Consider the following 24,580-nt stretch of genomic DNA (forward strand, 5'->3'; position numbering starts at 1 on the left):
GCCCTGAACAGGTCGATAACCTGTGCGGGCTCGACGGCCCCGGCCCGTCCCCCAGGCCCGGCGGTCGTCCTCTCCCCCACGAACCAGGAGCAGGTATGCCCCCGCGCCCCGCCGGCCACACCCGAGGACGCTCAGCCGTACTGTCCTCACTCACGGCCACCGTCCTCCTCGCCACCGGTCACCCGGCAACCGCCGCCCCCGCGGGCACGTCCATGAACGCGGCCCTGACACGGGCCGCCGAGGCGTACGGCGTTCCGCGCGACCTGCTCGTCGCCGTCGGCTACGGCGAGACCCACCTGGACGGGCACGCCGGACGCCCCAGCCAGGACAACGGCTACGGGGTGATGCACCTCGTCAGCAACCCGGTCAGCCACTCCCTCGAGAAGGCCGCCGCGCTGACGGGCGAGTCCACGGCAGACCTGCGCGGGGATACCCGGACCAACATCCTGGGCGGCGCCGCCGTGCTGCGGGACCACGCCGACACGCTGGGCCTCGACAAGGCCGAGCGGGCCGACATCAACGCCTGGTACCCGGCGGTCGCCCGCTACAGCGGCGCCGAGGGTTCCATCGCCGCCCTCTACGCGGACACCGTCTACACCTTCCTCGCCCAGGGGCTGCGGGCGACCGTGACCGGTGGCGAGCGGGTCTCGGTCACCTCCCGCCCGGTAGCCCCCGAGAAGGGCCCGCTGGCCAAGGCCGACGTCACCACCCAGAGCCCCGACTACCCCCCAGCACTGTGGGTGGCCGCGAATTCCGCCAACTACGCGACGGGCCGTACGGCGACGGTGGACAAGGTGGTCATCCACGTCGCTCAGGGTTCGTACGCCGGGACCATCAGCTGGTTCCAGAACGCGACGTCCAAGGTCAGCTCCCACTACGTCGTCCGCTCCTCGGACGGCCAGATCACCCAGATGGTGCGCGACAAGGACACCGCCTATCACGCGAAGACCGCCAATCCCTCGGCCCTCGGCATCGAGCACGAGGGCTTCATCGACAACGCCTCGTGGTTCACGGACACGATGTACCGCTCCTCGGCCGCTCTGACCGCTTACCTCTGCGACCGGTACGACATCCCCAAGAACCGGTCCCACGTCATCGGACACAGCGAGGCCCCCGGGAACGACCACACCGACCCGGGCGCCAACTGGAACTGGACCTACTACATGCAGCTGGTCGGCGGGTCCGGCACCAGCAGCGGGAGCGACGGCCTGACCTTCGGCTCCTACACGACGCAGTCGGCGGGATCGACCGGCGCCCAGGTCAAGGCCGTACAGACACTGCTCAACCAGCAGGGTTACGAGGCGGGATCCGTCGACGGCGCCTTCGGGGCCGCCACCACGAGCGCCGTCCAGGCGTTCCAGACCGCTCGCGGCCTCCTGGCCGACGGCGTGGTCGGTGCGAAGACCTGGACCGCGCTGCTCTCCGCCGGCACCACCGAGACGCTGGTCAAGGGCAGCTCCGGCGACACCGTGAAGAGGGTGCAGCGGGCACTGACGGCGGCGCTCGGGAGGACCGTGACCGCCGACGGGACCTTCGATGCCGCGACGGACACCGCCGTACGCGCCTACCAGAACGCACAGGGCCTCACGGCCGACGGCAGCGTGGGTCCCGACACCTGGGCGGCGCTGCAGTCCGGTCGCTGACCCCCGCGGCCCCCGGGTGCCCCCGTCGGGCGCGGGCGCTCACACCCCGGCCCCGCCGCGTCGGGCCGACGACGGACGACACCGGGTCCGGGCCGTCGGACTCCGGGCAGCCGCGCACCGCGCACACGCCGCGGCCGCCCGCACCGACAGCACCACCCGGGCCGCCCCCGCGCTCCGGGGCGCACCCGGACGGCGCGGGTGCGCCTTCCGCCGATGCCCGCCCTCGGGAATTCTGGGCCCTGCCGGCACCCGGCCGGCGGGAATCAGGGGGCGGTCGCACATGGCTCGTACGCAGTCCGCATGCGGAGCAATCACCCAGAAGGGCACACGCTGCCGACGTCTGGCGATGAAGGACGCGTCCCGGTGCGACCGGCACAGGGGGGACTGGTCCACGTACACGGTCGCGCGGCGGAAGGCGCAGGCACGGGCGGCCCGCCGGAGCTGAGGGCGGGGCCCGGGCGGCGGCGCCGCTCGGGCAGACTGTGCCGATGAGCGACGACACCTCACCCGCACGCGCCCGCGCCCTCTCCCACGTGGCCTCGCTGTCGACGGGAGAAGCGCTCGACCCGTCCCTGCGGGTGACGCTGAACTTCCACCCGGACCGGGTCAGCGGTGGCCGTACGATCCTGGACAGTCTGGCCGGCGACGGCGTCTACCTGTCCCAGTTCGTCACCGGCACGAGCAACGGCGGGCTCACCGCCCGTCCGGGCGGGGACCGGTGGCGCTGGGAGAACCGGATCTTCAGCGGCGCTTACGATGACGCCCACGCCCAGGAGCGCCCGGTCTACGGCGCGTTGAACTTCCGGCGGTACGACTTCGGTGCTGCCCCACGGTTCGGATCCGCTCATTTCAGGCTGGCCGCCCCGGCGCTGGCGTACTCCACCTTCTGCTACCCGGACAGCGCCGCCGAGCCGTCCGACTTCGGCGTGGCGGCGACCGGTAGCAGGCTCGTCTCGCTCGCCGAGGCGGACGACAGAGATGTCCTCGACGACTACGTGGAGGCGCATGTGCACGGCCCGGTCCGTCTCGACGGCCATGTGGAGGCACTGGTCCTCGATCCGTGCTTCAGGGGTACGGAGGTGGAGGAGGCCGCGTCCCGGCTGCCGTGCCCGGTGGAGTGGCACGGCGGATTCCGCCTTCACATCCGGGAGTTGCGGCGCCATCCGGAGTACAGGGGCCAGGAGTACGTCGACCTCGGCGCCTCGCTCGCGGTCGGCGGATTCCTCGACGCGCGGATCGTGGGCGAGGCGGCCCGCCGGGATCTTCACGACCCGCAGGACCTCAAGAAGGTGTGGCACTGCCTGGCGCGCTTCGGGCACTGAGCGGGACATGGGATCGAGGTGGTTCCGCATCCCCTGGGACGCGGAACCACCTCGGTCAGGCCACCCGGGCGAGCGGCTGTCCGTCCTCGTGGTGGATCGGGGTGTGTGCGCCCTTCAGCGGCAGTCCGCTGCCTCCGCGCCGGTCGGCGACGATCTCGGCGGCGATGGAAAGGGCGGTCTCCTCCGGCGTACGCGCTCCCAGGTCGAGCCCGATCGGCGAGTGCAGCGCGGCCAGTTGGCGGTCGGTGACGCCGGCCTCGCGCAGCCGGTCGTTGCGCTCCAGGTGGGTGCGGCGCGAGCCCATCGCGCCGACGTAGGCGACCGGTAGCCGCAACGCCAGTTCCAGCAGCGGGACGTCGAACCTGGCGTCGTGCGTGAGCACGCAGAGCACGGTTCGCGCGTCCACGTCCGTGGCGGCGAGGTAGCGGTGCGGCCAGTCGACGACGACCTCGTCGGCGTCGGGGAAACGCGCCGCCGTAGCGAAGACGGGCCGGGCGTCGCAGACGGTGACGTGGTAGCCGAGGAAGCGACCGGCCCGCACCAGCGCCGCGGCGAAGTCGATGGCCCCGAAGACGATCATCCGGGGCGGGGGGACGCTCGATTCGACGAGCAGGGTCAGAGGGCTGCCGCAGCGGGAGCCCTCGGCTCCGACGGAGACCTGCCCGGTTCGGCCGGCATCGAGCATCGCGCGGGCTTCCGCGGCGGCGGTACGGTCGAGGTCGGGGTGGCCTCCGAGGCCGCCCTCGTACGTGCCGTCGGGATGGACGAGCAGGGGCCGGCCGAGCAGGCCGCCGGGCCCTTCGGTGACCCGGGCGACCGCGGCCGCCCGGCCCGTCGCGGCGGCGGCGAGCGCGGCGGCGAACACCGGGCGCGCGGGGTCGCCCGCGCGCACCGGTGTCACCAGAATGTCGATGACGCCGCCGCAGGTCAGGCCGACCGCGAAGGCGTCGTCGTCGCTGTAGCCGAAGCGCTCGCGGACGGTGATGCCGTCTGCGAGGGCCTGCCGGCACAACTCGTACACCGCGCCCTCCACGCATCCTCCGGAGACCGACCCGATGGCCGTGCCGTCGCTGTCCACGGCGAGGGCGGCTCCCGGCTGCCGGGGCGCGCTGCCGCCGACGCCGACCACGGTTGCCACGGCGAAGTCGCGTCCCTGCCCGACCCACCGGTGGAGCTCCTCGGCGATGTCCAGCATGGCGTGTCTCCTTCTGGGTGTTGAGGTGCTGAGGTACTGAGCCTGGGGGAGTCAGTTGACGCCCAGCCAGCTCTCGACGGGGTGCAGGGCGAAGTAGACGACGAAGACGAGCGTCAGGACCCACATGAAGACGCCGACCTCGCGCGCCCTGCCCTGGGCGAGCTTGATGGCCGAGTACGAGATGACGCCCGCGGCGACACCGGCGGTGATGGTGTACGTGAACGGCATCAGGACGACGGTGAGGAAGACCGGGACGGCGACCGAGCGGTCCGCCCAGTCCACGTGCCGGGCGTTCTGCATCATCATGGCGCCGATGACGACCAGGGCGGCGGAGGCCACCTCGGCCGGCACGATCGCGGTGAGCGGGGTGAAGAAGAGGCAGGCGGCGAAGAAGAGCCCGGTGACGACGGAGGCGAGCCCGGTGCGGGCGCCTTCCCCGACCCCGGTCGCCGACTCGACGAACACGGTCTGGCCGGAGCCTCCGGCGACGCCGCCGATGGCACCGCCCGCGCCGTCGATGAACAGCGCCTTGGACAGGCCCGGCATCCGGCCCTTGTCGTCCGCGAGGTTCGCCTCGGTGCCGACGCCGATGATGGTGGCCATCGCGTCGAAGAAGCCGGCCAGGACCAGGGTGAACACGATCATGCCGACCGTCATCACGCCAATGTCGCCCCAGCCGCCGAACTCCACGTTCCCGAAGAGCGAGAAGTCAGGTGAGGAGACCGCACTGCCGCTCAGCTCGGGAGGACCGCTGCTCCACGCCTTCGGGTCGATGTCACCCACCGCGTTGACGACGATCGCGACCAGGGTGCCGACGACGATGCCGATCAGGATCGCACCTGGGACGTTGCGTGCCTGCAGCATGAAGATCAGGAGCAGGGTCACGGCGAAGATGAGGACCGGCCAGCCGGCGAGTTCACCGGCCGGACCCAGTGACAGCGGGGTCGCGGTGCCCTTGTGGACGAAGCCGGCCTTGAAGAGGCCGATGAGGGCGATGAAGAGGCCGATCCCGATGGTGATGCCGTGCTTCAGCGCGAGCGGGATGGCGTTCATGATCATCTCGCGGAGACCGGTGACGACCAGGAGGCAGATCACCAGCCCGTAGATCACGCACATGCCCATGGCCTGCGGCCAGGTCATGACCGGCGCGACCTGCGAGGCGAGCACGCCCGAGACGCTCAGCCCGGCGGCGAGCGCGAGGGGCACCTTGCCCACGAAGCCCATCAGCAGGGTGGTGGCCGCGGCCGCGAGCGCGGTCGCTGTGATCAGTCCGGGCCGGCCGAGCAGCTGGCCGTCGACGTCCTTGCCGCCGAGGATGAGCGGGTTGAGCAGGAGGATGTATGCCATGGCCATGAAGGTCGTGACGCCGCCGCGCACTTCGCGTGCGACGGTCGATCCGCGCTCGGAGATGTGGAAGTACCGGTCGAGCCAGGACCGTCCGGCGGGGACACGCGAGCCGGGGCCCGCGCCCTCCGCGCTCGTCCTGGGTTCCACTGACTGCTGGGTCATGATGCCTGACTCCCAAGGTTCAAAGGGGCACCCGCGTGGAGCTGTCGTGACTGCGGGATTTGGGATGACTGCGAGGCGCACGACCCGGGGGACGGCCCGAGGCGAACTCTTTGTGCAGATGGATCAGTTGTGCGATGACTCCGGACGGTGCGCGGCGCGGAGAAGTGTGCCGTTCGCGGCGGAAGGGCACCTTCCGGAGAGTATTGACGAGTCGTCAGGTACCGGTGATGTGCTCGGGGCGCACCGGGGTCCTGTTGAGCTCCAGGCCCGTCGCCGCCCGGATCGCCGCGAGGACGGCCGGGGTCGATGACAGGGTCGGGGCCTCGCCGACACCGCGTAGCCCGTACGGGGCGTGGTCGTCGGCGAGTTCGAGCACGTCGACCGGGATGGTCGGGGTGTCGAGGATGGTGGGGATCAGGTAGTCGGTGAAGGACGGATTGCGCACCTCGGCCGTCCTGGGATCGACGATGATCTCCTCCATGACGGCGATACCCAGCCCCTGGGTGGTGCCGCCCTGGATCTGGCCGATGACCGACAGCGGGTTGAGCGCCTTGCCGACGTCCTGGGCGCACGCGAGCTCGATGACCTTGACCAGGCCGAGCTCGGTGTCGACCTCCACTACCGCGCGGTGGGCGGCGAAGGAGTACTGGACGTGGCCGTTGCCTTGCCCGGTACGCAGGTCGAAGGCTTCGGTGGGCCTGTGGCGCCACTCCAGCTCGACGTCGACGGACTCCTCCTCCAGCACGTCGGCGAGTGAGGCGAGCGCCTCTCCGCCGTCGGTGACGACGTTCCCGCCCTCCAGGAGGAGTTCGGCGGTGGCCCAGGCGGGGTGATAGGTGCCGAACTTGCGGCGGCCGATCTGAAGGACCTGTTCCCTGACCGCTTCGCAGGAGTTCTTGACGGCGCCGCCGGTGACGTACGTCTGGCGGGAGGCGGACGTGGAGCCTGCCGAGCCGACCTGGGTGTCCGCCGGGTGGATGGTGACCTGGTTGACCCCGAGTTCGGTACGGGCGATCTGGGCGTGGACGGTTACGCCGCCCTGCCCGACCTCGGCCATCGCGGTGTGCACGGTGGCGACCGGCTCGCCGTTGATGACCTCCATGCGCACCCGCGCGGTCGAGTAGTCGTCGAAGCCCTCGGAGAAGCCGACGTTCTTCAGGCCCACGGCGTAACCGACACCCCGCACGACACCCTCGCCGTGCGTCGTGTTCGACAGGCCTCCCGGCAGCGCGCGTACGTCGACGGAGCTGCCCTCCGCGTCGGCCGAGAGCCACTGCTGCTGGGGCGGCAGGGGCCTGGCCTTGACGCGGCGCAGCAGTTCGGCGACCGGGGCCGGTGAGTCGACGCGCTGGCCGGTGGGGAGCAGGGTCCCCTGCTCCATGGCGTTCAGCTGCCGGAGTTCGACCGGGTCCATGCCGAGTGCCGCGGCGAGCTTGTCCATCTGCGCCTCGTAGGCGAAGCACGCCTGGACCGCGCCGAACCCGCGCATGGCGCCGCAGGGCGGATTGTTGGAGTAGAGCGCGATGGCCTCGATGTCGACGTCGTCGACGGCGTACGGGCCGACCGCGAGCGACGAGGCGTTGCCGACGACGGCCGGCGAGGCGGAGGCGTAGGCACCGCCGTCCAGCACGATGCGGCACTTCATGTGGGTGAGCTTTCCGTCCTTGGTGGCGCCGTGCTCGTAGTGGAGCTTCGCCGGGTGCCGGTGGACGTGTCCGAAGAAGGACTCGAAGCGGTTGTAGACCATCTTGACGGGTTTGCCTGTGCGCAGCGCCAGCAGGCAGGCGTGGATCTGCATCGACAGGTCCTCGCGCCCGCCGAAAGCACCGCCGACTCCGGAGAGCGTCATGCGCACCTTGTCCTCGGGCAGGCCGAGTACGGGGGCGATCTGGCGGAGGTCGGAGTGCAGCCACTGGGTGGCGACGTACAGCTCGACGCCCCCGTCCTCGGACGGCACCGCGAGGCCCGACTCCGGGCCGAGGAAGGCCTGGTCCTGCATGCCGAAGACGTAGTCGCCGGTGATGATCACGTCGGCCCGGGCGGCGGCCGCGTCGGCGTCGCCGCGGACGACGGGCTGGCGGTGGACGATGTTGGGGTGCGGTACGTGCCCGATGTGGTGGTCGTCGCGGTCTTCGTGGATCAGTACCGCGTCGGGCGCCGTCGCGGACGCCTCGTCCGTGACGACCGGCAGTTCCGCGTAGTCGATCCGGATCTTGGCGGCGGCACGTCGCGCGGTCTCCGGGTGGTCGGCTGCGACGAGCGCCACGGGCTCGCCGTGGTGGCGGACCTTGCCGTGGGCGAGTACGGGGGTGTCCCGGATCTCCAGCCCGTAGTGCTTCATCTCCGCGGGAAGGTCGTCGTACGTCAGCACGGCGTAGACGCCGGGCGTGGCGACGGCCTCGCCGATGTCGATCGACCGGATCTCGGCGTGGGCGACGGTGGAGCGGAGCGTATGACCCCAGAGCATGTCCTCGTGCCACATGTCGGAGGAGTAGGCGAACTCTCCGGTGACCTTGAGGGTCCCGTCAGGCCGCAGGGTGGACTCGCCGATGCCGCCCAGGGTCTTGGAGCCCTGGGTGATCTTGGTGGGGGTGCCGGCCGGTACGGACGCGGCTCGTGGGTGCAGCGCCATGGCTATCGGACCGTCTCTTCCTGACGGGCGGCCGCGAGGCGGACCGCGTCGAGGATCGTCTCGTAGCCGGTGCACCGGCAGAGGTTGCCGGAGAGCGCCTCGCGGATGTCCTGGTCGGACGGCGAGGGGTGCGTCTCCAGCAGTTCGTCGGCCGCTACCAGCAGGCCGGGGGTGCAGAAGCCGCACTGGACGGCTCCCGCGTCGATGAACGCCTGCTGGACGGGCGAGAGGTCGGCCGCGTCGGCGCTCTGCGCGTCGGCGGGCTCGGCCTGCCAGCGCTGCGCCGCGTCGGTCGACGTACCGCAGGCGCCCGCGGCGCATCCGGTTCCGGGGTGGGCGTCGTCGCGGTGCCTGGCGTAGTCCGCCAGCCCTTCGACGGTGACGATCTCGCGGCCTTCCGCCTGGCCGGCCGCGACGAGACAGGAACAGACGGGCACACCGTCGAGGCGGACCGTACAGGAGCCACATTCGCCCTGCTCACAGGCGTTCTTGGAACCGGGCAGGCCCATGCGCTCACGCAGGACGTACAGGAGGGACTCGCCCTCCCAGACGTCGTCGGCTTCCTGCTTCCGGCCGTTGACCGTGAAATTCACTCGCATGATCAAGCAGCTCCTTCGAGGGTGCGTCCCGCTCCGCGGTACTCCTCCCAGGTCCAGCCCAGCGTGCGGCGGGCCATGATGCCAACCGCGTGCCTGCGGTAGGCGGCGGTGCCCCGTACGTCGTCGATGGGGTTGCAGGCCCCCGCGGCGAGCTGGGCGAACTGCTTGGCGACGGACGGGGTGATGATCTTTCCGCTGTCCCAGAACCCGCCCTCCTCCAGCGCCGCGTTGAGGAAGTCCTCGGCTTCCTTCGCCCTGACCGGGGTCGGGGCGGCGGAGCCGATGCCGGTCCGCACCGTGCGTGTGCCGGGGTGGAGGGCGAGACCGAAGGCGCACACGGCGATGACCATCGCGTTGCGCGTTCCGACCTTGGAGTACTGCTGCGGGCCGTCCGCCTTCTTGATGTGCACGGCCCGGATCAGTTCGTCCGGGGCGAGGGCGTTGCGCTTCACGCCGGTGTAGAAGTCGTCGATCGGGATCATCCGCGTCCCCCGTACGGACTCGGCCTCGACCTCGGCCCCCGCGGCCAGCAGTGCGGGGTGGGCGTCCCCCGCGGGTGACGCGGTGCCCAGGTTGCCGCCGACGCCGCCGCGGTTGCGGATCTGCGGCGATGCGACGGTGTGCGAGGCGAGTGCGAGGCCCGGCAGCTCGGCCCTCAGGTTCTCCATGACGGCGCTGTACGGCACGGAGGCACCGAGGCGTACGGTGTCGGTGTCCGGGCCCACCTGCCACTCGGACAGCTCACCGATGCGGTTCAGGTCCATGAGGTGTTCGGGCCGACGGTGGTCGAAGTTGATCTCGACCATGACGTCGGTGCCACCCGCGATGGGCACAGCCGTCGGGTGCTCGGCCTTGGCGGCCAGCGCCTCCTCCCAGCTGGCGGGGCGAAGGAAGTCCATGAGTGGCTCTCTTCTCGATCGGGTCGTTCGGCTGGGGGCGGGGTGCGGCCGGCCCTTGCGTCGTTCCTGTGTTGTTGACGCGGTGTGTGGCCCAGTACACAAGCCTTGCTCCACTCGGTGCAGTCACCGAAACCATGAAGGAATTGGCTGGTCCCCGTCCCCGTCTTGTAGATTCGAACGAATGGCGGGTAACCGGGGCCTCACCGCAATTCACAGGTAACCCCTGACGTCCCCCGCACCAACGAAGAGATCGGCGGCAATCGACGATGCGGCTGCGCGCACTGCTGGACACCGAGGCGCTGGGCCTGCGGCTGCTCGGCGGCGAGGACGAGCTGGACCGGTCGGTCCGGGGCGTCATGACGACCGACCTGCGCGACCCCAGCCGCTACCTCTCCGGCGGGGAACTGGTCCTCACCGGGCTCGCCTGGCGGCGTGACGCCGCCGATTCGGAGCCGTTCGTCCGGATCCTGGCGGGCGCGGGTGTCGCGGGCCTGGCCGCCGGCGAGGCCGAGCTCGGGGACATCCCCGACGACCTGGTCGACGCGTGCCTGAGGCACCGGCTGCCGCTGTTCGCCGTGCACGAGACCGTCGCGTTCGCAATGATCACCGAGCATGTGGTGCGCCAGGTGTCGGGCGAGCGGGCCGGTGACCTCGCCGCGGTCGTCGACCGGCACCGCCGGCTGATGACCTCCGGTCCTGCGGGCGGCGGCCCCGAGGTGGTGCTCGACCTGCTCACCTCCGACCTGGACCTGCACGCCTGGGTCCTCTCCCCCACGGGCCGACAGATCGCGGGGGCCGGCGAACCGCTGCCCCCGCACACCGGCGCGGAACTGGCCGGACACCATCTCGCCGCGACACGCTCCGGCCGCCGGGTACCACACCGTGCCAAGGTGGACGGTACGGCGTATTCGCTGTTCCCGATCCGGAACACCGGCCGGAGTTCCTCCCTTGTGCCGCCCCGGGACGTTCGGGAGTCCGTCCTCTTGGACTGGCTGCTGGCCGTCGAGGCCGAGGCGGGCGACTGGCCGGCCGCGCGCCTGGACCTGCTCCAGGGCGTGACCCAGCTGATCGCGGTCGAGAGGGACCGCCGCGACGCGGCACGCGCGGTGCGCCGGAGGCTCGCCCAGGAGGTCCTGGAACTGGTCCAGGCGGGCGCCGCCCCGGCCGAGATCGCGGCCCGGCTCAGGGTCGCCGCCCCCGTCCTGCTGCCGGGCCTCGGCACGGCGCCGCACTGGCAGGTCGTGGTGGCCCGGGTCGAGTGGACCGGCGAGGACACGGACCTCTCGGGCGGGCAGGCCGCCCAGGCCCTGCTGGAGGAGATCCTGGTCGACCCTGCGGTGACCGGACCCGATTCGGCGGACCGGATCGCCGTGGCGCACACCGGCGAGGAAGCCGTCGCACTCGTGCCGCTGACGGCGCCGGCCGCTCCTTCCGGCACCGAGGCCGGCACGGAGGAGGACGCCTCGGCGGACGAGCCGGAGCGACGGGATGCCGCCCTGCACGCCGACGCGCTGCTCCACACCGTCCGGGCGCCGCTCTCCGCCGGTCTCGGCGACGACGGCCGACTGACACTGGGTGTCAGCGCCGCCGTGCACTCCGCCGAAGGGCTGCGCGGGGCGCTCGAGGAGGCGCGGCACGCCCGTCGCGTCGCGGCGGCCCGGCCGGGCCCGGTCTGTGCGGCCGGCCACCACGAACTCGCCTCCCACGTCCTGCTGCTCCCCTTCGTGCCGGACGACGTCCGACGGGCCTTCACCGCGCGGCTCCTGGACCCCCTGCGCGACTACGACCGGCGTCACCGCGCGGAGCTCATGGAGACGCTGGAGGCCTTCCTGGACTGCGACGGTTCCTGGACCCGCTGCGCGGCCAGGCTGCACCTGCACGTCAACACACTGCGCTATCGCGTCGGACGTATCGAGCAGTTGACGGGACGTGACCTTTCGCGCCTCGAGGACAAGCTCGACTTCTTCCTCGCCCTGCGCATGAGCTGACTTCCCGGCCTCCCGCGCGGCCCGGCCGGGCTCCGGGTGATTGTGAAATCTTTCACCTGACATTGATCCCACCCCTTGGCCCGGCGTGCCATTCCGTGCTGAGATGCGCGCAGACCCTGGCCGGCCGGCGTTCGCCGCCGGCCTCCACAGCTCGACGGCGCGCTCGGGGAGGGCAACGTGGCGCATACCGCCATGTCTGGTTCCGGAACGACTGCAGATGACGATCCGCCGCTCCAGACAGCGGTATGGCGGCTGCGCTCACGAGCCTGCTGGACGGACGCGGCCGCGCTGCTCGAACCGCACGCGGCCACGGACCACGCGGCCGCCCTCCAGCGGACCGCGCTGCTGACCGAGCGGTGCCTGTACACGGGCGCCGGATGGACCGACGCCGAGGACGCCCTGCGCGCGGCGGAGGCGCTCGCCCACGACGACTCGGAGCGTGGGGAGGCCGCTTGCGAGCGCGGCTACCTCGCCTACGCCTCGACGCTGCTCGGGGCGCGTGACCGGGCCGACGAGGCCAGCGTGGCGCTCAGCAGGGCCGCCGCACTGCTCTCCCCCGCGGCATCCGGCCGTCCCCTGCTGGACTTCCGCCGCGGTCTGATCGCACAGAACATCGCCGATTCCCCGCAGTCCGCCCGCGCCGCGTACCGCAGGGCCCATGCCGGGGCGACCGCCCGGGGCGACGAACTCCTGCTCTCCTTCACCTGGCGCCATCTCGCCTCACTCGCCCTGCGCGAGGGTGAGCTCGCCGAGGCGCGGCACGGGTTCGCCGAATCGCTGCGGATACGGGAGGAGCTGGGCTATCTCGTCGGCACGGCCCCGGCGCTCATCTCGCTCGCCGACGCCGAGTCCGAACCCGAGGCGGCGGCCCGGCTGCGGGCCGAGGCGGGGCGGCTGTTCCGGCTGCTCGGCGGTGTACCGACCTGGCTGGCGTCCCGGCTGGAGCCGCCGGCTCCGGAGACCGTCGAGGCGAACTGAGGCGTCGCACCCGCAAGGGGGCGCGACGGCCGGGCACCCGTCCGTCGCGCCCGGGGCCTCACACGTCCGCGCCGTTGAAGTGTTCGCGCACGAGGGACTGCACCGCCGTGAGGTCCCGGGCGATCAGCGCATCGAGCAGCGCGGTGTGCTCCGAGGCGTCGGCGAGCAGTTCCGCGCGGCGGCCCGCCGTGCTGGTGGACAGGGCCCACTGGGACCGGCGGTGCAGGTCGTCGGCGACCTGCACGAGCTGCGCGTTGCCGGACAGCTCGAGCACCGCGCGGTGGAAGGCGCGGTCGCTCTCGGCGTATCCGGCACGGTCGCCGACGGCCGCGGCGGCGACCGTCGCGTCGGCCAGCGGGCGCAGTGCGTACCAGCTGCCGGCCGGGACGGTGCGGGCGAGCCGCAGCATGACGGGGACCTCGATCAGGGCACGTACCTCCGCGAGCTCGGCCAGTTCACGGGGGCCCCGTTCGCTGACCCGGAAGCCACGGTTCGGCACGACCTCGACGGCCCCTTCGACCGCCAGTTGCTGCATCGCCTCACGCACGGGCGTCGCGGACACACCGAAGCGCGTGCCCAGCGCCGGGGCGGAGTAGACCTCCCCGGGAGTCAGCTCCCCGTCGACGAGCGCGGAGCGCAGGGCGTCCAGGATCTGGCCGCGCACGGAGTGCCGCCGCACCGTGCGGGGCGCGGCGGGCTCACTGTGAGTGTGCTCGCCGCGCGCCTGTTCGGGCACACGGACATCCGGCGGGGTGCCCGCGGACGCGTAGGGACCCACGACGTCCCACGCTCTGACCTGCTCCACCGGGACCTCCTCGGACCGAGGGGCCGACCCGCGCGCCAGAGCCCCGTATGCACGATAAACGGCCTAGGCCCCGGTTCACATACCGATCAACTCGGGTAAGGTAAGGCTTACCTGTAAATGATCGTGATTCGGTGGTCCCGCATGACCGTGCCCGTCCTGCTCGCCACGAGCGCCCCTTCCCCGACGGCGGCCGCGTACGCCCGCCTGGCAGAGGTCTTCCCCGGGCTGCGGGCCGAGGTGCTCGCCGACGACGCACCGGCGCCCTCCGGGGCCGACTGGGTCCGGGCGGCGGACCTCGCCGAGGGCGGTGCGGCGCTGGACGACTTCCTGGCGTGGGACGAGGCGCAGGTGCTGCGGGACTACGGCACCCGGGCCCGCCCCGACGTGGTGGCGAGCTTCGGACTCCACCGTTACGCCTGGCCGGCCTGCCTCCTGGTGACCCTGCCGTGGTTCCTCCACCGGCGGGTTCCCCGGATCCCTGTCACCAACGTGTCCTTCCACCGGGGTCTGGGCCATCTGGCGGTGCGCGCAGGCGAGTTCGCCTGCCTCCCCGGCGACCCCGCCGCCGCGCTGCCCGGCGCCCGGGTCGTACCCGACGAGGCGGCGCTGCGGGCCGAGGTCCGCGACTCGGTGGCACAGCACATCGGTCCCGTGCTGGACGGGTTCGGGCCGCGCATGCGCAGGGGCAAGCGCGCCCTGTGGGGCATGGCGACGGACGAGATCGTCGAGGGTCTCTGGTACGTCGCCCACCTGCTCGGCGAGGAGGAGCGGGCGATGGCCGAGCTGGAGGAACTGCTGCCGGGCACCACCAAGCCGTACGTGGGCACGGCCGGCTTCCGTGAACTGGCCGGCCCCGAGGGCCAGTCCCTCCCCACGCGGGACCGGGCGAGCTGCTGCCTGTTCTACACGCTGCGACCCGAGGACACCTGCGTGACCTGCCCCCGAACCTGCGACGACGACCGCGTCCGCAGGCTCGCGGCCACCGCTTGAGCCACACGACGGCTCACACCACCCGGCCGGACGACTCAAATTCGAACGTAACTAGGCTCTCGCCGAAGGACGTTCGAGAAGTTTCCGTCCAACGATGAAGCCCGCCGACCCAATCGCGTTCACTTGCCCCGAAACTCGCTGGGCAGCCAGGAATTTCCGTCACGATGGCGCCCGAAACGCCCTACGCGACGCAAGGGACCGCGCATGAGACTGACCGACATATCGCTTGACTGGCTGCTTCCGGGCGCCGTACTGCTCGTGGGGGTCATGGCGGCGGTGACGGTGGTCGCGCGCGGCAAGCGCGCCGCTGACAAGGCCGCGGCCGACGACAGCTGGGAACGCAGCGAGGAGCGCCGCCGGCGCAAGGAGGCGCTGTACGCAACCGCCTCGTACGTCCTGCTGTTCTGCTGTGCCGCGGTCGCCGCCGCCCTCTCCTTCCACGGGCTCGTCGGCTTCGGCCGGCAAAACCTCAGCCTCTCCGGCGGCTGGGAGTACCTCGTCCCCTTCGGCCTCGACGGGGCCGCGATGTTCTGTTCGGTGCTCGCCGTACGTGAGGCCAGCCACGGTGACGCGGCACTGGGCTCACGGCTGCTGGTGTGGACGTTCGCGGGTGCCGCGGCCTGGTTCAACTGGGTACACGCTCCGCGCGGCATGGACCACGCGGGCGCTCCGCACTTCTTCGCGGGGATGTCGCTCTCGGCGGCGGTGCTGTTCGACCGCGCGCTGAAGCAGACCCGCCGTGCGGCGCTCCGCGAGCAGGGCCTGGTGCCCCGCCCGCTGCCGCAGATCCGGATCGTACGGTGGCTGCGCGCCCCCAGGGAGACGTTCGGCGCCTGGTCGCTGATGCTCCTCGAGGGCGTACGGACACTGGACGAGGCGGTGGACGAGGTGCGCGAGGACCGCCGGGAGAGGGAACAGGACCGGCACCGCAGGAAGGACCAGGCCAAGCTCGACCGGGCCCACATCAAGGCCCTGAACCGGCAGAACCGGGTCTGGGGGCGCGGCGGCCGGTCGGGCCGCCAGATGGACGTCCAGGCCATCGCACCGGCGGGTGGCGGCCCACCGGTCGTCGCGGAGTCCGCCATAACAGAGCCGGGACAACTGCCACTGCGCCCCCGGCCATCCCTGCAAGCCGTGAACGGCCCGAAATCCAGGAGTACTTCGACACAGACCACAAGCGGTGACCCCGCGGCCGTCGACCTCACCGCCGAGGACGACACACAGGCCCTGCCCCGGCTCGATTCGCTGGAGCAGAAACTCAAAAACCTGGAGCAGCAGTTCGGCTGAGCATCTTCCCGCCACTCAGCTCGAACCAGACCACCTTGCCCAGTGCCTGAGTCGTGACTCCCCAGGAGTCCGCCAGGCTCTGGACGAGGAGCAAGCCCCTGCCGTGCGTACCGTCGTCGGCGTTCGGTACGTACGGCTCGGGCTCCTGCTCCGTCATGAAGTCGCGCACCTCGACGCGTAATCGCGCGGGTGCGGACGTCACGGTGACCACCGCTCCGTGCCGCGTGTGGATGAGTGCGTTCGTCACCAGTTCGCTGAGCAGGAGTTCAGCCACATCGGTGTCCTCCGGCCGCCGCCGGTAGCGCAGGAAGTCCCGCAGTGCCCCCCGTATCTCCCCCACGGCAGACAGATCGGCGTGCCCGAGTCTGCGATGCATCCGTGCCGGCGGACTCTCCCGTCGCTTCGTCATGTCCCCCGCAAGCACGATGAATCGGCCCCTCTCTGATCCACTTCACTCCGTCACGTCTCGAACGCTCGCCCCCGATGCATGCCCTATCGACGAGCCGTCAAGCCATTCCGGACGTCAACAGTTGAACACACGGCCGCTCAGGGCCCACTGCGGACGAGCGGGGTGCGCCTTGGCCCTCACGGTTAACATGCGGAAAATGCCCATGAGTTGACGTTGACGGATGGGGATCTACGCGCGTCATCATGGTGGGCATGCGAATCCCGACCGCCCACGGTGCCGGTCCCCCGTCAGGTGCCGTCAGGTCAGCGGACGACGTCGAAGACGTTCTTCTGCAGACCGTTGGCGTAGGCCTCGTGCTCGACGAGCTTCAGCTTCTGGGTGTCCTTGTCCGTACCGCTGAACAGTCGCTTGCCCGCGCCGAGCAGGAGGGGGAAGACGAGCAGGTGGTAGCGGTCGATGAGACCGGCGTCCGAGAGACTCCGGTTCAGCGCGGCACTGCCGTGGACGATGATCGGGCCGCCCTCGGTCTCCTTCAGTGCGGCGACGTCGTCCAGGGAGCGCAGGATCGTGGTCGCGCCCCAGTTCGGGACCAGTTGGTCCTCGGCAAGGGTGGTGGAGACGACGTACTTCGGCATGACCTTGTAGTCGGCGAAGTCCTCCATGTCCGGCCAGACGGGGCTGAACGCCTCGTAGCTGACACGGCCCATCAGCATCGCGCCGGCCTCCTTCTGCTCGCGGCCCTTGATCTCGAACGCCTCGGGAAGGAACTCCACCTCCTTGAAGGTCCATCCTGAGTTGCGGTAACCGGGCTCGCCGCCAGGTGCCTCCACCACTCCGTCGAGGGAGACGAAGGCGGTGCTGATCAGAGTGCGCATCTGGTGTCCTCGGTGTCGTGTCTCGTGTCCGGTGCTCTGCGGATCGGGGCGGCGCACGCTACGGACACACTTCCGGCCGCGGCGCACCGATCATGTTCTGAGACTCCGCGCACGGAGGAAACTCATCGGCCGTCCTCCCGCCTGAGCCGGCCCGAGGGGCTCAGGGGCGCGGAACGTTACGGATGTTGGAGCGGGCCATCTGCAGCATCCGGCCGACTCCGCCGTCCAGCACGATCCTGCTGGCCGAGAGCGCGAAGCCGGTGACCATGTCCGCGCTGATCTTGGGCGGGATGGAGAGGGCGTTCGGGTCGGTGACCACGTCGACGAGCGCCGGCCCCTTGTGCTTGAAGGCCTCCTTGAGCGCGCCCTCCAGCTCCTTGGGCTTCTCCACCCGCACTCCGTAGGCCCCGGCGGCCCTGGCGACGGCCGCGAAGTCGGGGTTCTTGTTGGTCGTGCCGAACGACGGCAGGCCTGCCACCAGCATCTCCAGCTCGACCATGCCGAGCGCGGAGTTGTTGAAGAGGACCACCTTCACGGGCAGGTTGTACTGGACGAGCGTGAGGAAGTCGCCCATCAGCATGGTGAACCCGCCGTCGCCGGACATCGACACGACCTGCCGGTTCCGGTCGGTGAACTGGGCTCCGATCGCCTGCGGCAGGGCATTGGCCATCGATCCGTGGCTGAACGAACCGATCACCCGGCGCCTGCCGTTGGGCGTGAGGTAGCGCGCAGCCCAGACGTTGCACATGCCGGTGTCGACGGTGAACACGGCGTCGTCGTCGGCGATCTCGTCGAGGACCGACGCGACGTACTCCGGGTGGATCGGGACGTGCTTCTCGACCTTGCGGGTGTACGCCTTGACCACGCCCTCGAGCGCGTCCGCGTGCTTCTTCAGCATCCGGTCGAGGAACTTGCGGTTCGTCTTGGCCTTCACCCGCGGAGTAAGGCACCGCAGTGTCTCGCGGACGTCGCCCCAGACCGCCAGGTCGAGCTTGGACCGCCGGCCGAGGCGCTCGGGGCGCACGTCGACCTGGACGATCTTCACATCGGTCGGGAGGAACGCGTTGTACGGGAAGTCCGTGCCCAGCAGGATCAGCAGATCGCATTCGTGCGTGGCCTCGTAGGCGGCGCCGTAACCGAGCAGACCGCTCATGCCGACGTCATACGGATTGTCGTACTGGATCCACTCCTTGCCGCGCAGGGCGTGGCCGACCGGGGCCTTCACCCGTTCGGCCAGCTCCATGACCTCGGCGTGCGCGCCCGCCGTTCCGCTCCCGCAGAACAGCGTCACCCGCTTGGCCTCGTCGATCATCCGGCAGAGCTTGTCGATCTCCTCGTCCCCGGGCCGCACGGACGGCCGCGAGGTGACCAGGGCGTGCTCGACGGACTTGTCCGGGGCAGGCTGCGAGGCGATGTCACCGGGCATCGACACGACGCTGACACCGCCGCGGCCGATGGCGTGCTGGATGGCGGTCTGGAGCAGGCGCGGCATCTGCTGCGGGTTGGAGATCATCTCGTTGTAGTGGCTGCACTCCTGGAAGAGCAGCTCCGGATGGGTCTCCTGGAAGTAGCCGAGGCCGATCTCGCTCGACGGGATGTGCGAGGCGAGCGCCAGCACCGGGGCCATGGAGCGGTGGGCGTCGTAGAGACCGTTGATGAGGTGCAGATTGCCGGGCCCGCAGGAACCCGCGCAGGCGGCGAGGCTGCCGGTGACCTGCGCCTCGGCTCCCGCGGCGAACGCGGCGGTCTCCTCGTGCCTGACCTGGACCCACTCGATGGCGGCGTTGCGGCGGACGGCGTCGACCACGGGGTTCAGGCTGTCGCCGACGACGCCGTAGAGCCGCTTGACCCCCGCCCGGACCAGGATGTCGACGAACTGTTCCGACACGTTCTGCTTGGCCATGGGTGCGCACCTTCTCTGCCGCAGGCTGTCTCTGACTCCATCAACCCACGCCGCGCCCCGTTACGCCTCCCAGACCGCCGCGCACGTACGGTCGTCCGCGTACCCCTTGGTCCGGAGCTGTATGTCGGCGAGATAGGCAGGCAGGCCCGGCGGGGCGTCGGAGGCCCAGCGCCGCGCGAGCTCCCCGGCGAGCTCCGGCTCCCGGCGCATCGGCTCGGCCATGCCGCTTCCGCAGAGAAGCAGCGTGTCGCCCGTACGGGCGACGGACGCACGGAAGTGGAAGGGTTCGGCGGGCTCCTGCGGCGGGCTCTCCTCGTACGGGGACGGGGGCGTGGTGATCTGCAGGTCCATCGTGAGCCGGTCCCCGCCGGGGCCCTCCTCCTCGACGGCGCCCATGGGCGCGGGGAGCACCGGGTCGAGGTCCTGCCAGGCTCCGTCACGGAGCCTGAAGAGGCCACCCCGGCCCGTGCCGAAGAAGACCCGGGTGCGGCAGTCCGGGTCGGCGGACAGCAGCAGGCAGCCCAGGCCGGCGCTGTAGGCGGACGGATCAAGACCCAGTTCCGCGGCGCGGGCACGCAGCTTGCCGTACGTCCGGTCGGTGAGGCGGTGCAGACCGGACTTGAGGTCGCCTCTGCGCCCCGCCCTTATGTCGTCGGAGAGCCGGGCGTGGCTGCGGGCGACGGCGCCGCCGATCCAACGGCAGGCGTCCGCCGCGGCGAGATGGGCCACGTCGGAGCCCCGTGTCCCGCCGGCCACCGCGACCAGCACCAGCGCCGCGTCACCGGCACCGGCACCGAAGCGTGCGGTGAGCAGGGCGTCCCGCCTGGGCTCCCCGCGGAAGCGGGCGGAGTCCCCGCGCACGGACGCGGCACGCAGGGTATACGTCCCGTACCGGGCTCCGTCCAGGACGGTGTCGGGCACGGTGCCGTCGAGGTCGTCCGGCCCGGAGAGGGGCAGCGACGCGGGCTCGGCGTCGTAAGTGGGCGGCCGGTCGCCGACGTGGCCCACGACGGGGCGCGCCGGCGGTTCGGGGGCCCCGGGGACGGCAGGCGGGACGGGAGGCGGTGGAGGGGCGGCGAAGGTGCGCGGTCGGGGTGGCCCGACCGGAGCCTCCCAGGGCGCACGCTCGTCGACGCCGGCGGGCGGGCGATGAGGCACGGGGGGCGCGGGAGGCGGCTCGGGCGGAGGCTGAGGCGCGGCAGGAGGATCCGGTGCACGGTCAGGCCGTGGTGCGGCGTGCCGCGCGGGGCGTTTCCCCGGCGGCGGGTCCGCCTCCGGCAGACGCGGATCGGGCAGCGGGACCACGGTGACCGGGTGGTCCGCACCACCGCCCGCGCCCCCTGCGCCCACGGCGTCCGACGCGGAGTCGAACCGGTCGTCGAGGCTGTCGGTCTCGCTGCCCGGCCCGGTGTCCCGCGCGGCGTCGTCGTACAGCTTCCGCCACCAGTCGTCCTCGTCGGCGGCGGGCTTCTCCCCCTGCTGGCTCATGCACTTAGTGTCCACCGCCCGGGCGGGGCGAAAACGGGGCATCCGGAAAAACGGCCCGGAAGTGGCACAGGAACGGGACCCGCCGGGCGTCCACACCCCACGGGAAGGCCGCCCGGCGGGCCGGTGCGGAGGTTCGGTCCAGCGGCGTCGGGGCGGCTGATACCGAAGAGCAGACACACTGCCAGAGGTGCGGGTGCGACCGGGCATGATGGGCCCGGCGGGACTGCGCCGTGGCCGTTTCCCGCCACCGCACGGACCGGCCGACGGGCGCGGCAACGTACGACGACCACTCCGGGGAGGGCCGAGGATGCTGGCAGCGATAGGTCTGGACGAGAGGCAGGAAGCGGCCTACCGGGCGCTGGTCGCGGTCGGTGCCGCGGAGGTGTCCGACCTCGCGCGGCGGCTGTCCCTGCCGGAGGCGGACACCGAGAGGGCGCTGCGCGGACTGGAACAGCAGGGCCTCGTAGCCCAGTCGTCGTCGCGGGCGGACCGCTGGGTCGCCGCACCACCCGGTGTCGCGCTGGGCGCGCTGCTCACGCAGCAACGGCATGAGCTGGAGCGGGCGGAGCTCGCGTCGGTCATGCTCGCCGAGGAGTACCGGGCGGACGCGGCCGAACCCGCGGTGCACGACCTGGTGGAGGTGGTGACGGGGGCGAGCGCCGTGGCGCACAGGTTCCGTCAACTCCGGCTGGGCGCCCGGTCCGAGGTCTGCGCCCTGGTCACCGGGAAACCTGTCACCGTCACGGGCATGGAGAACGAGTCGGAGGAACGGGCGTCGATGCGGGGCGTGGCGTATCGCGTCGTGGTCGAGCGCGATGTGCTGCACCTGCCGTCCGGAATCGTGGAACTGAGCGCGGCCCTGAGCCGCGACGAGCAGTGCCGGGTCGTCGACCGGGTGCCGGCGAAACTGGTCGTCGCCGACGCCTCACTGGCCATGGTTCCCCTCACGGGCCGGGGCGCCGAGCCGGCGGCCCTGGTGATCCACGCGAGCGGACTGATGGAGTCCCTGATGGGCCTGTTCGAGGCGGTGTGGCGTGACGCGATGCCGTTGCGGCTGGGCACGGGCGGGATCAGTGAGGAGAACGGCCCTGGTGCGGATCCGACCGATCTGGAGATTCTCTCGCTGCTGCTCGCCGGCCTGACCGACGCCAGCGTGGCCAAGCAGCTGGATCTGGGCCTGCGCACCGTCCAGCGTCGGGTGAAGGGCCTCATGGAACTCACCGGGGTCACGACGCGGCTGCAGCTGGGCTGGCACGCGTACGAACGCGGCTGGGTGGCCCGGGCCCCGCGCTGACGGGCGGTCTTTCGCTCGGCGGTGTCCGGGCACGACGGCCTGACGGGCGGGACCCGTCGGGTTCCTGCACGCTTGTCGAATGAGTGTTTGGCAGCTCGTCGCCGTGGGGGCGGTGATGCTCCTCGGCCTGGTCGGCGTGGTGGTGCCGGGCGTGCCCGGGCAGGCGATCGTGTGGGCCGCGGTTCTGTGGTGGGCGCTGACGGACCCGACTCCGGTCGCCTGGGGAGTGCTCATCGGCGCGACGTGTGTGCTGCTGCTGAACCAGGCTCTGAAGGCGCTCCTGCCCTCCCGCCGCCCGCGCGAGTCGGGGGCACCGCGCGGGACGCTGATGGCCGGTGGAATCGCGGCCATCGCGGGTTTCTTCGTGATTCCGGTGGTTGGCGGGATCCTGGGATACGTGGGGGCGGTCTACGGCGCGGAACGCGTGCGGCTCGGCAGCCGGGCCGGGGGCTGGGCCTCGCTCAAGTCCGTGATGCGCGCGACCGGGTACTCCGTGCTGGTGGAGCTCTACTGCTGCCTCCTCGTGGCCGGGGCGTGGCTGGGAGCGCTGGTCTGGAGCTGAGTGCCGGGAAACCCGGGCTGTCACGGGCGGGAGCCCGCAGACGCCCGGTGCGGGCCGGAAGAGGCCGGGTCGTCCGGACCTCACCGAGCGTGTGCGTGTGCCGGAAGCGAGGCCCGGGTGCCCGGGCGGCGCAGGACACCTGCCCGGGGGCACCCCGGCCGTCAGGCCTACCGGATCCGGCCCCGCTTCATATCCATCGCGGCGCGGCCTTCGGCGCCCCTGCGCTTCCACTCGCGCAGCGTCTCGCTCCGCAGACGCGCGTCGGTCTTGGCCGCGATGCGGTGGTTCTCACGGAGCAGCTTCCGGTAGCTGTCCAGGCGCCGTTCCGGCAGCGAGCCGTCCTCGATCGCTCCGAGCACGGCGCAGCCGGGTTCCGTCTCGTGGCCGCAGTCGTGGAAGCGGCACCGCCGTGCGAGGTCCTCGATCTCGGAGAAGACCTGGCCGACGCCGCTCTTCGCGTCCCAGAGGCCCACCCCGCGCAGCCCGGGGGTGTCGATCAGCACGCCGCCACCGGGCAGCACGAGGAGGTTGCGGGTCGTGGTGGTGTGCCGGCCCTTGCCGTCCACGTCGCGGGCCGCCCGCACGTCCATCACGTCTTCTCCGAGAAGCGTGTTGGCGAGCGTCGACTTGCCGGCCCCGGAGGTGCCGAGCAGCACGCTCGTACCGGAGCCGACGACCGCACCGAACACGTCGACGCCCTCCCCCGTCGCGGAGCTGACGGTCAGCACCTGCACCCCGGGGGCGATGCGTTCGATGTCCTCGACGAGGTGGGCGAGCGTGACCGGATCCGGCACGAGGTCGGCCTTGGTGAGCAGCACGAGGGGATGCGCCTCGTACTCCCCACCGCCCGCCCCCTCGCCGAGCAGAGCTGCGCCCGCTGTGCTGGACATGGCGAGCGCGAGGAACCGTTCCAGCCGCCCGAGATCCAGTTCGACGGCGAGCGAGACGCAGATGACGATGTGATCGATGTTGGTGGCGAGCACCTGGCCCTCGGAACGCTGCGAGGACGTCGAGCGTACGAAGGCCGTGCGCCGGGGCAGGAGCGTGCGGACGAACTGCGGGTCGCCGTCCGGGTCGACGGCCACCCAGTCGCCCGTGCAGACGATCCGCATCGGGTCGCGGGGAACCACGAACGCGGTGTCCGCCCGGAGGGTGCCGTCGGGTGTGACCACGTCGCACTGTCCGCGGTCCACCCGCACGACCCGTCCGGGCAGGAGGCCCTGCTCGGCGTAGGGCGCGAAGGCGGCGGCCCAGTCCTCGTCCCAGCCGTACGGAGTCAACGCGTGCGACGAGGAGGAAACCTGAGAGATGGAGAAAGACAAGGGAAACCCTTCACAAGGGCGGCCCCGGCACCGCGCGCTCGGGCGCGGAAGTGGTGGAAGAGGTTCAGCCGGTGGCCACAGGGGTGGGAACGATGCTCTTCGGGTCGTGGGCAGCGCCCACCGCAACGACAGTCATCAATGTCCTCACCTCCTGGTTCCTCGAACTGACCACAGCCTAGCCCCTGGCCTCCGAAGGCCGTCAACAGGTTTTCCCACGGACCGCCGGCCGCCCTGCGAACCGCCCCTGACCGCCGGAGTGATCCCCGATCGGGTGATACGCGTGCACACGTACTGGTATCAGGCCGTTAGGGTGCCGGACATGAGCTCATCGAACTCCGTCACCACCCCTTACTCTCCGGCCCAGTTGGGTACCCAGATCCTCATCGCGTGGAGCGGCTCGAACCCTGCCACGGGCAGCGAGACCGCCTTCCTGCTGACCTACTCGCTGGGCGACGGCCCGGAGGGGCCCGAAGCCGGCGAAAGGGCGATGTACACGGCCCTGGAACGCAGCGGGCTGCGGGTGGGGGGCGAGACCCTGGATGCCTCGGAGCTGCCGAACCTCCCGGTGAAGCTGCTCGTCCAGGCCGGTCAGGTCGTCCTGACGCTGCCGCACTTCAAGGCGCAGTACACCGTGCCCGCCGAGTGGCTCGCGGTGGCGCGGTCCGCGGGCGTGGTCCACGCAATGTTCGCCACGCGACCGTGGCCGGCTGCGGTGCCTGGACGGCCGGTCGGCGAGGACCTGCTCCGCTCCTTCGTGGCCGACCCGGACGTCATCGGGACGTCCGCCCACTGCCTCCTGCCGGTACGCAGCCTGGGCTGATCACCCCGCACACGGCACGCGCATGCGGCGATGCCCACCACCCCCCGTCGAGTGGTGGGC

At 71.5% G+C, this 24,580-nt stretch carries 20 protein-coding genes; 9 read left to right on the forward strand and 11 right to left on the reverse strand.

All coding sequences use genetic code 11. The features are described from left to right. Window positions 1–95: 95 nt before the first annotated feature. Window positions 96–1,643, forward strand: a complete 1,548-nt coding sequence (locus ACFU5K_RS08935) for a peptidoglycan-binding protein (RefSeq protein WP_384058392.1) — start codon at window positions 96–98, stop codon at window positions 1,641–1,643. A gap of 488 nt (window positions 1,644–2,131) precedes the next feature. Continuing rightward, window positions 2,132–2,965, forward strand: a complete 834-nt coding sequence (locus ACFU5K_RS08940) for a DUF3626 domain-containing protein (protein ID WP_384058394.1) — start codon at window positions 2,132–2,134, stop codon at window positions 2,963–2,965. A 55-nt stretch (window positions 2,966–3,020) separates the two neighbouring features. Here the strand turns inward: ACFU5K_RS08940 and ACFU5K_RS08945 are convergent, their stop codons facing one another. The 5 genes from ACFU5K_RS08945 to ACFU5K_RS08965 all read right to left on the reverse strand — a co-directional run bounded on the left by ACFU5K_RS08945 (window position 3,021) and on the right by ACFU5K_RS08965 (window position 9,799). Continuing rightward, on the reverse strand, window positions 3,021–4,160 hold the full coding sequence (locus ACFU5K_RS08945) for an XdhC family protein (RefSeq protein WP_384058395.1): 1,140 nt from the start codon (window positions 4,158–4,160) through the stop codon (window positions 3,021–3,023). A 51-nt stretch (window positions 4,161–4,211) separates the two neighbouring features. After that, window positions 4,212–5,669, reverse strand: a complete 1,458-nt coding sequence (locus ACFU5K_RS08950; RefSeq protein WP_384058397.1) for an NCS2 family permease — start codon at window positions 5,667–5,669, stop codon at window positions 4,212–4,214. A 214-nt stretch (window positions 5,670–5,883) separates the two neighbouring features. Then, window positions 5,884–8,301: a xanthine dehydrogenase subunit D gene (gene pucD / locus ACFU5K_RS08955; RefSeq protein WP_384058399.1), complete on the reverse strand. Its 2,418-nt coding sequence runs from the start codon at window positions 8,299–8,301 to the stop codon at window positions 5,884–5,886. A gap of 2 nt (window positions 8,302–8,303) precedes the next feature. Then, window positions 8,304–8,900, reverse strand: a complete 597-nt coding sequence (locus ACFU5K_RS08960) for a (2Fe-2S)-binding protein (RefSeq protein ID WP_384058400.1) — start codon at window positions 8,898–8,900, stop codon at window positions 8,304–8,306. A gap of 2 nt (window positions 8,901–8,902) precedes the next feature. After that, on the reverse strand, window positions 8,903–9,799 hold the full coding sequence (locus ACFU5K_RS08965; RefSeq protein ID WP_384058401.1) for an FAD binding domain-containing protein: 897 nt from the start codon (window positions 9,797–9,799) through the stop codon (window positions 8,903–8,905). 266 nt (window positions 9,800–10,065) lie between these two features. On the opposite strand from ACFU5K_RS08965, the gene ACFU5K_RS08970 reads away from it, so the two are divergent. Together ACFU5K_RS08970 and ACFU5K_RS08975 are read left to right on the forward strand one after the other, a co-directional pair. Then, window positions 10,066–11,787, forward strand: coding sequence for a PucR family transcriptional regulator (locus ACFU5K_RS08970; protein ID WP_384058403.1), 1,722 nt, complete (start codon window positions 10,066–10,068; stop codon window positions 11,785–11,787). Window positions 11,788–11,979: 192 nt separating this feature from the next. Next, window positions 11,980–12,765 (forward strand): hypothetical protein, encoded by a 786-nt coding sequence (locus tag ACFU5K_RS08975; protein ID WP_384058426.1) that lies wholly within the window; start codon window positions 11,980–11,982, stop codon window positions 12,763–12,765. Between the two features lie 58 nt (window positions 12,766–12,823). On the opposite strand, the gene ACFU5K_RS08980 is transcribed toward ACFU5K_RS08975, so the two are convergent. Then, the gene (locus ACFU5K_RS08980) at window positions 12,824–13,570 is read right to left on the reverse strand and encodes a GntR family transcriptional regulator (RefSeq protein WP_384058404.1); all 747 of its coding nucleotides are present in this window, start codon (window positions 13,568–13,570) and stop codon (window positions 12,824–12,826) included. Between the two features lie 141 nt (window positions 13,571–13,711). On the opposite strand from ACFU5K_RS08980, the gene ACFU5K_RS08985 reads away from it, so the two are divergent. Both ACFU5K_RS08985 and ACFU5K_RS08990 read left to right on the forward strand, forming a co-directional pair. Further along, window positions 13,712–14,560 (forward strand): (2Fe-2S)-binding protein, encoded by an 849-nt coding sequence (locus tag ACFU5K_RS08985; RefSeq protein WP_384058405.1) that lies wholly within the window; start codon window positions 13,712–13,714, stop codon window positions 14,558–14,560. Window positions 14,561–14,764: 204 nt separating this feature from the next. Beyond that, on the forward strand, window positions 14,765–15,847 hold the full coding sequence (locus ACFU5K_RS08990) for a DUF2637 domain-containing protein (RefSeq protein WP_384058406.1): 1,083 nt from the start codon (window positions 14,765–14,767) through the stop codon (window positions 15,845–15,847). Here the strand turns inward: ACFU5K_RS08990 and ACFU5K_RS08995 are convergent. The 4 genes from ACFU5K_RS08995 to ACFU5K_RS09010 all read right to left on the reverse strand — a co-directional run bounded on the left by ACFU5K_RS08995 (window position 15,819) and on the right by ACFU5K_RS09010 (window position 20,522). Beyond that, the gene (locus ACFU5K_RS08995) at window positions 15,819–16,256 is read right to left on the reverse strand and encodes an ATP-binding protein (RefSeq protein ID WP_384058408.1); all 438 of its coding nucleotides are present in this window, start codon (window positions 16,254–16,256) and stop codon (window positions 15,819–15,821) included. The two genes, ACFU5K_RS08990 and ACFU5K_RS08995, sit on opposite strands and share 29 nt — an antisense overlap. A gap of 302 nt (window positions 16,257–16,558) precedes the next feature. Then, window positions 16,559–17,131 carry a dihydrofolate reductase family protein gene (locus tag ACFU5K_RS09000; protein WP_384058409.1) on the reverse strand — a complete coding sequence of 191 codons (573 nt, stop codon included), beginning with the start codon at window positions 17,129–17,131 and terminating at the stop codon, window positions 16,559–16,561. Between the two features lie 160 nt (window positions 17,132–17,291). Then, window positions 17,292–19,034, reverse strand: coding sequence for a pyruvate dehydrogenase (locus tag ACFU5K_RS09005; RefSeq protein WP_384058410.1), 1,743 nt, complete (start codon window positions 19,032–19,034; stop codon window positions 17,292–17,294). 60 nt (window positions 19,035–19,094) lie between these two features. Continuing rightward, window positions 19,095–20,522 carry a protein phosphatase 2C domain-containing protein gene (locus ACFU5K_RS09010; protein ID WP_384058411.1) on the reverse strand — a complete coding sequence of 476 codons (1,428 nt, stop codon included), beginning with the start codon at window positions 20,520–20,522 and terminating at the stop codon, window positions 19,095–19,097. A gap of 307 nt (window positions 20,523–20,829) precedes the next feature. Here ACFU5K_RS09010 and ACFU5K_RS09015 point away from each other — a divergent pair, with 307 nt between their 5' ends. Next, the gene (locus ACFU5K_RS09015) at window positions 20,830–21,816 is read left to right on the forward strand and encodes a helix-turn-helix domain-containing protein (protein ID WP_384058413.1); all 987 of its coding nucleotides are present in this window, start codon (window positions 20,830–20,832) and stop codon (window positions 21,814–21,816) included. 79 nt (window positions 21,817–21,895) lie between these two features. After that, entirely contained in the window at window positions 21,896–22,378 is a 483-nt protein-coding gene (locus tag ACFU5K_RS09020; RefSeq protein ID WP_384058414.1) for a DUF456 domain-containing protein, read from the forward strand. A 167-nt stretch (window positions 22,379–22,545) separates the two neighbouring features. Here ACFU5K_RS09020 and rsgA read toward each other — a convergent pair whose 3' ends face one another. After that, window positions 22,546–23,700: a ribosome small subunit-dependent GTPase A gene (rsgA, locus tag ACFU5K_RS09025; protein ID WP_384058416.1), complete on the reverse strand. Its 1,155-nt coding sequence runs from the start codon at window positions 23,698–23,700 to the stop codon at window positions 22,546–22,548. A gap of 319 nt (window positions 23,701–24,019) precedes the next feature. Between rsgA and ACFU5K_RS09030 the strand changes: the two genes are divergently transcribed. Continuing rightward, on the forward strand, window positions 24,020–24,520 hold the full coding sequence (locus tag ACFU5K_RS09030) for a DUF5949 family protein (protein WP_384058418.1): 501 nt from the start codon (window positions 24,020–24,022) through the stop codon (window positions 24,518–24,520). The last annotated feature ends 60 nt before the right edge of the window (window positions 24,521–24,580 follow it).

The organism is Streptomyces sp. NPDC057428 (genome assembly GCF_042803195.1).
Taxonomy (GTDB): domain Bacteria; phylum Actinomycetota; class Actinomycetes; order Streptomycetales; family Streptomycetaceae; genus Streptomyces.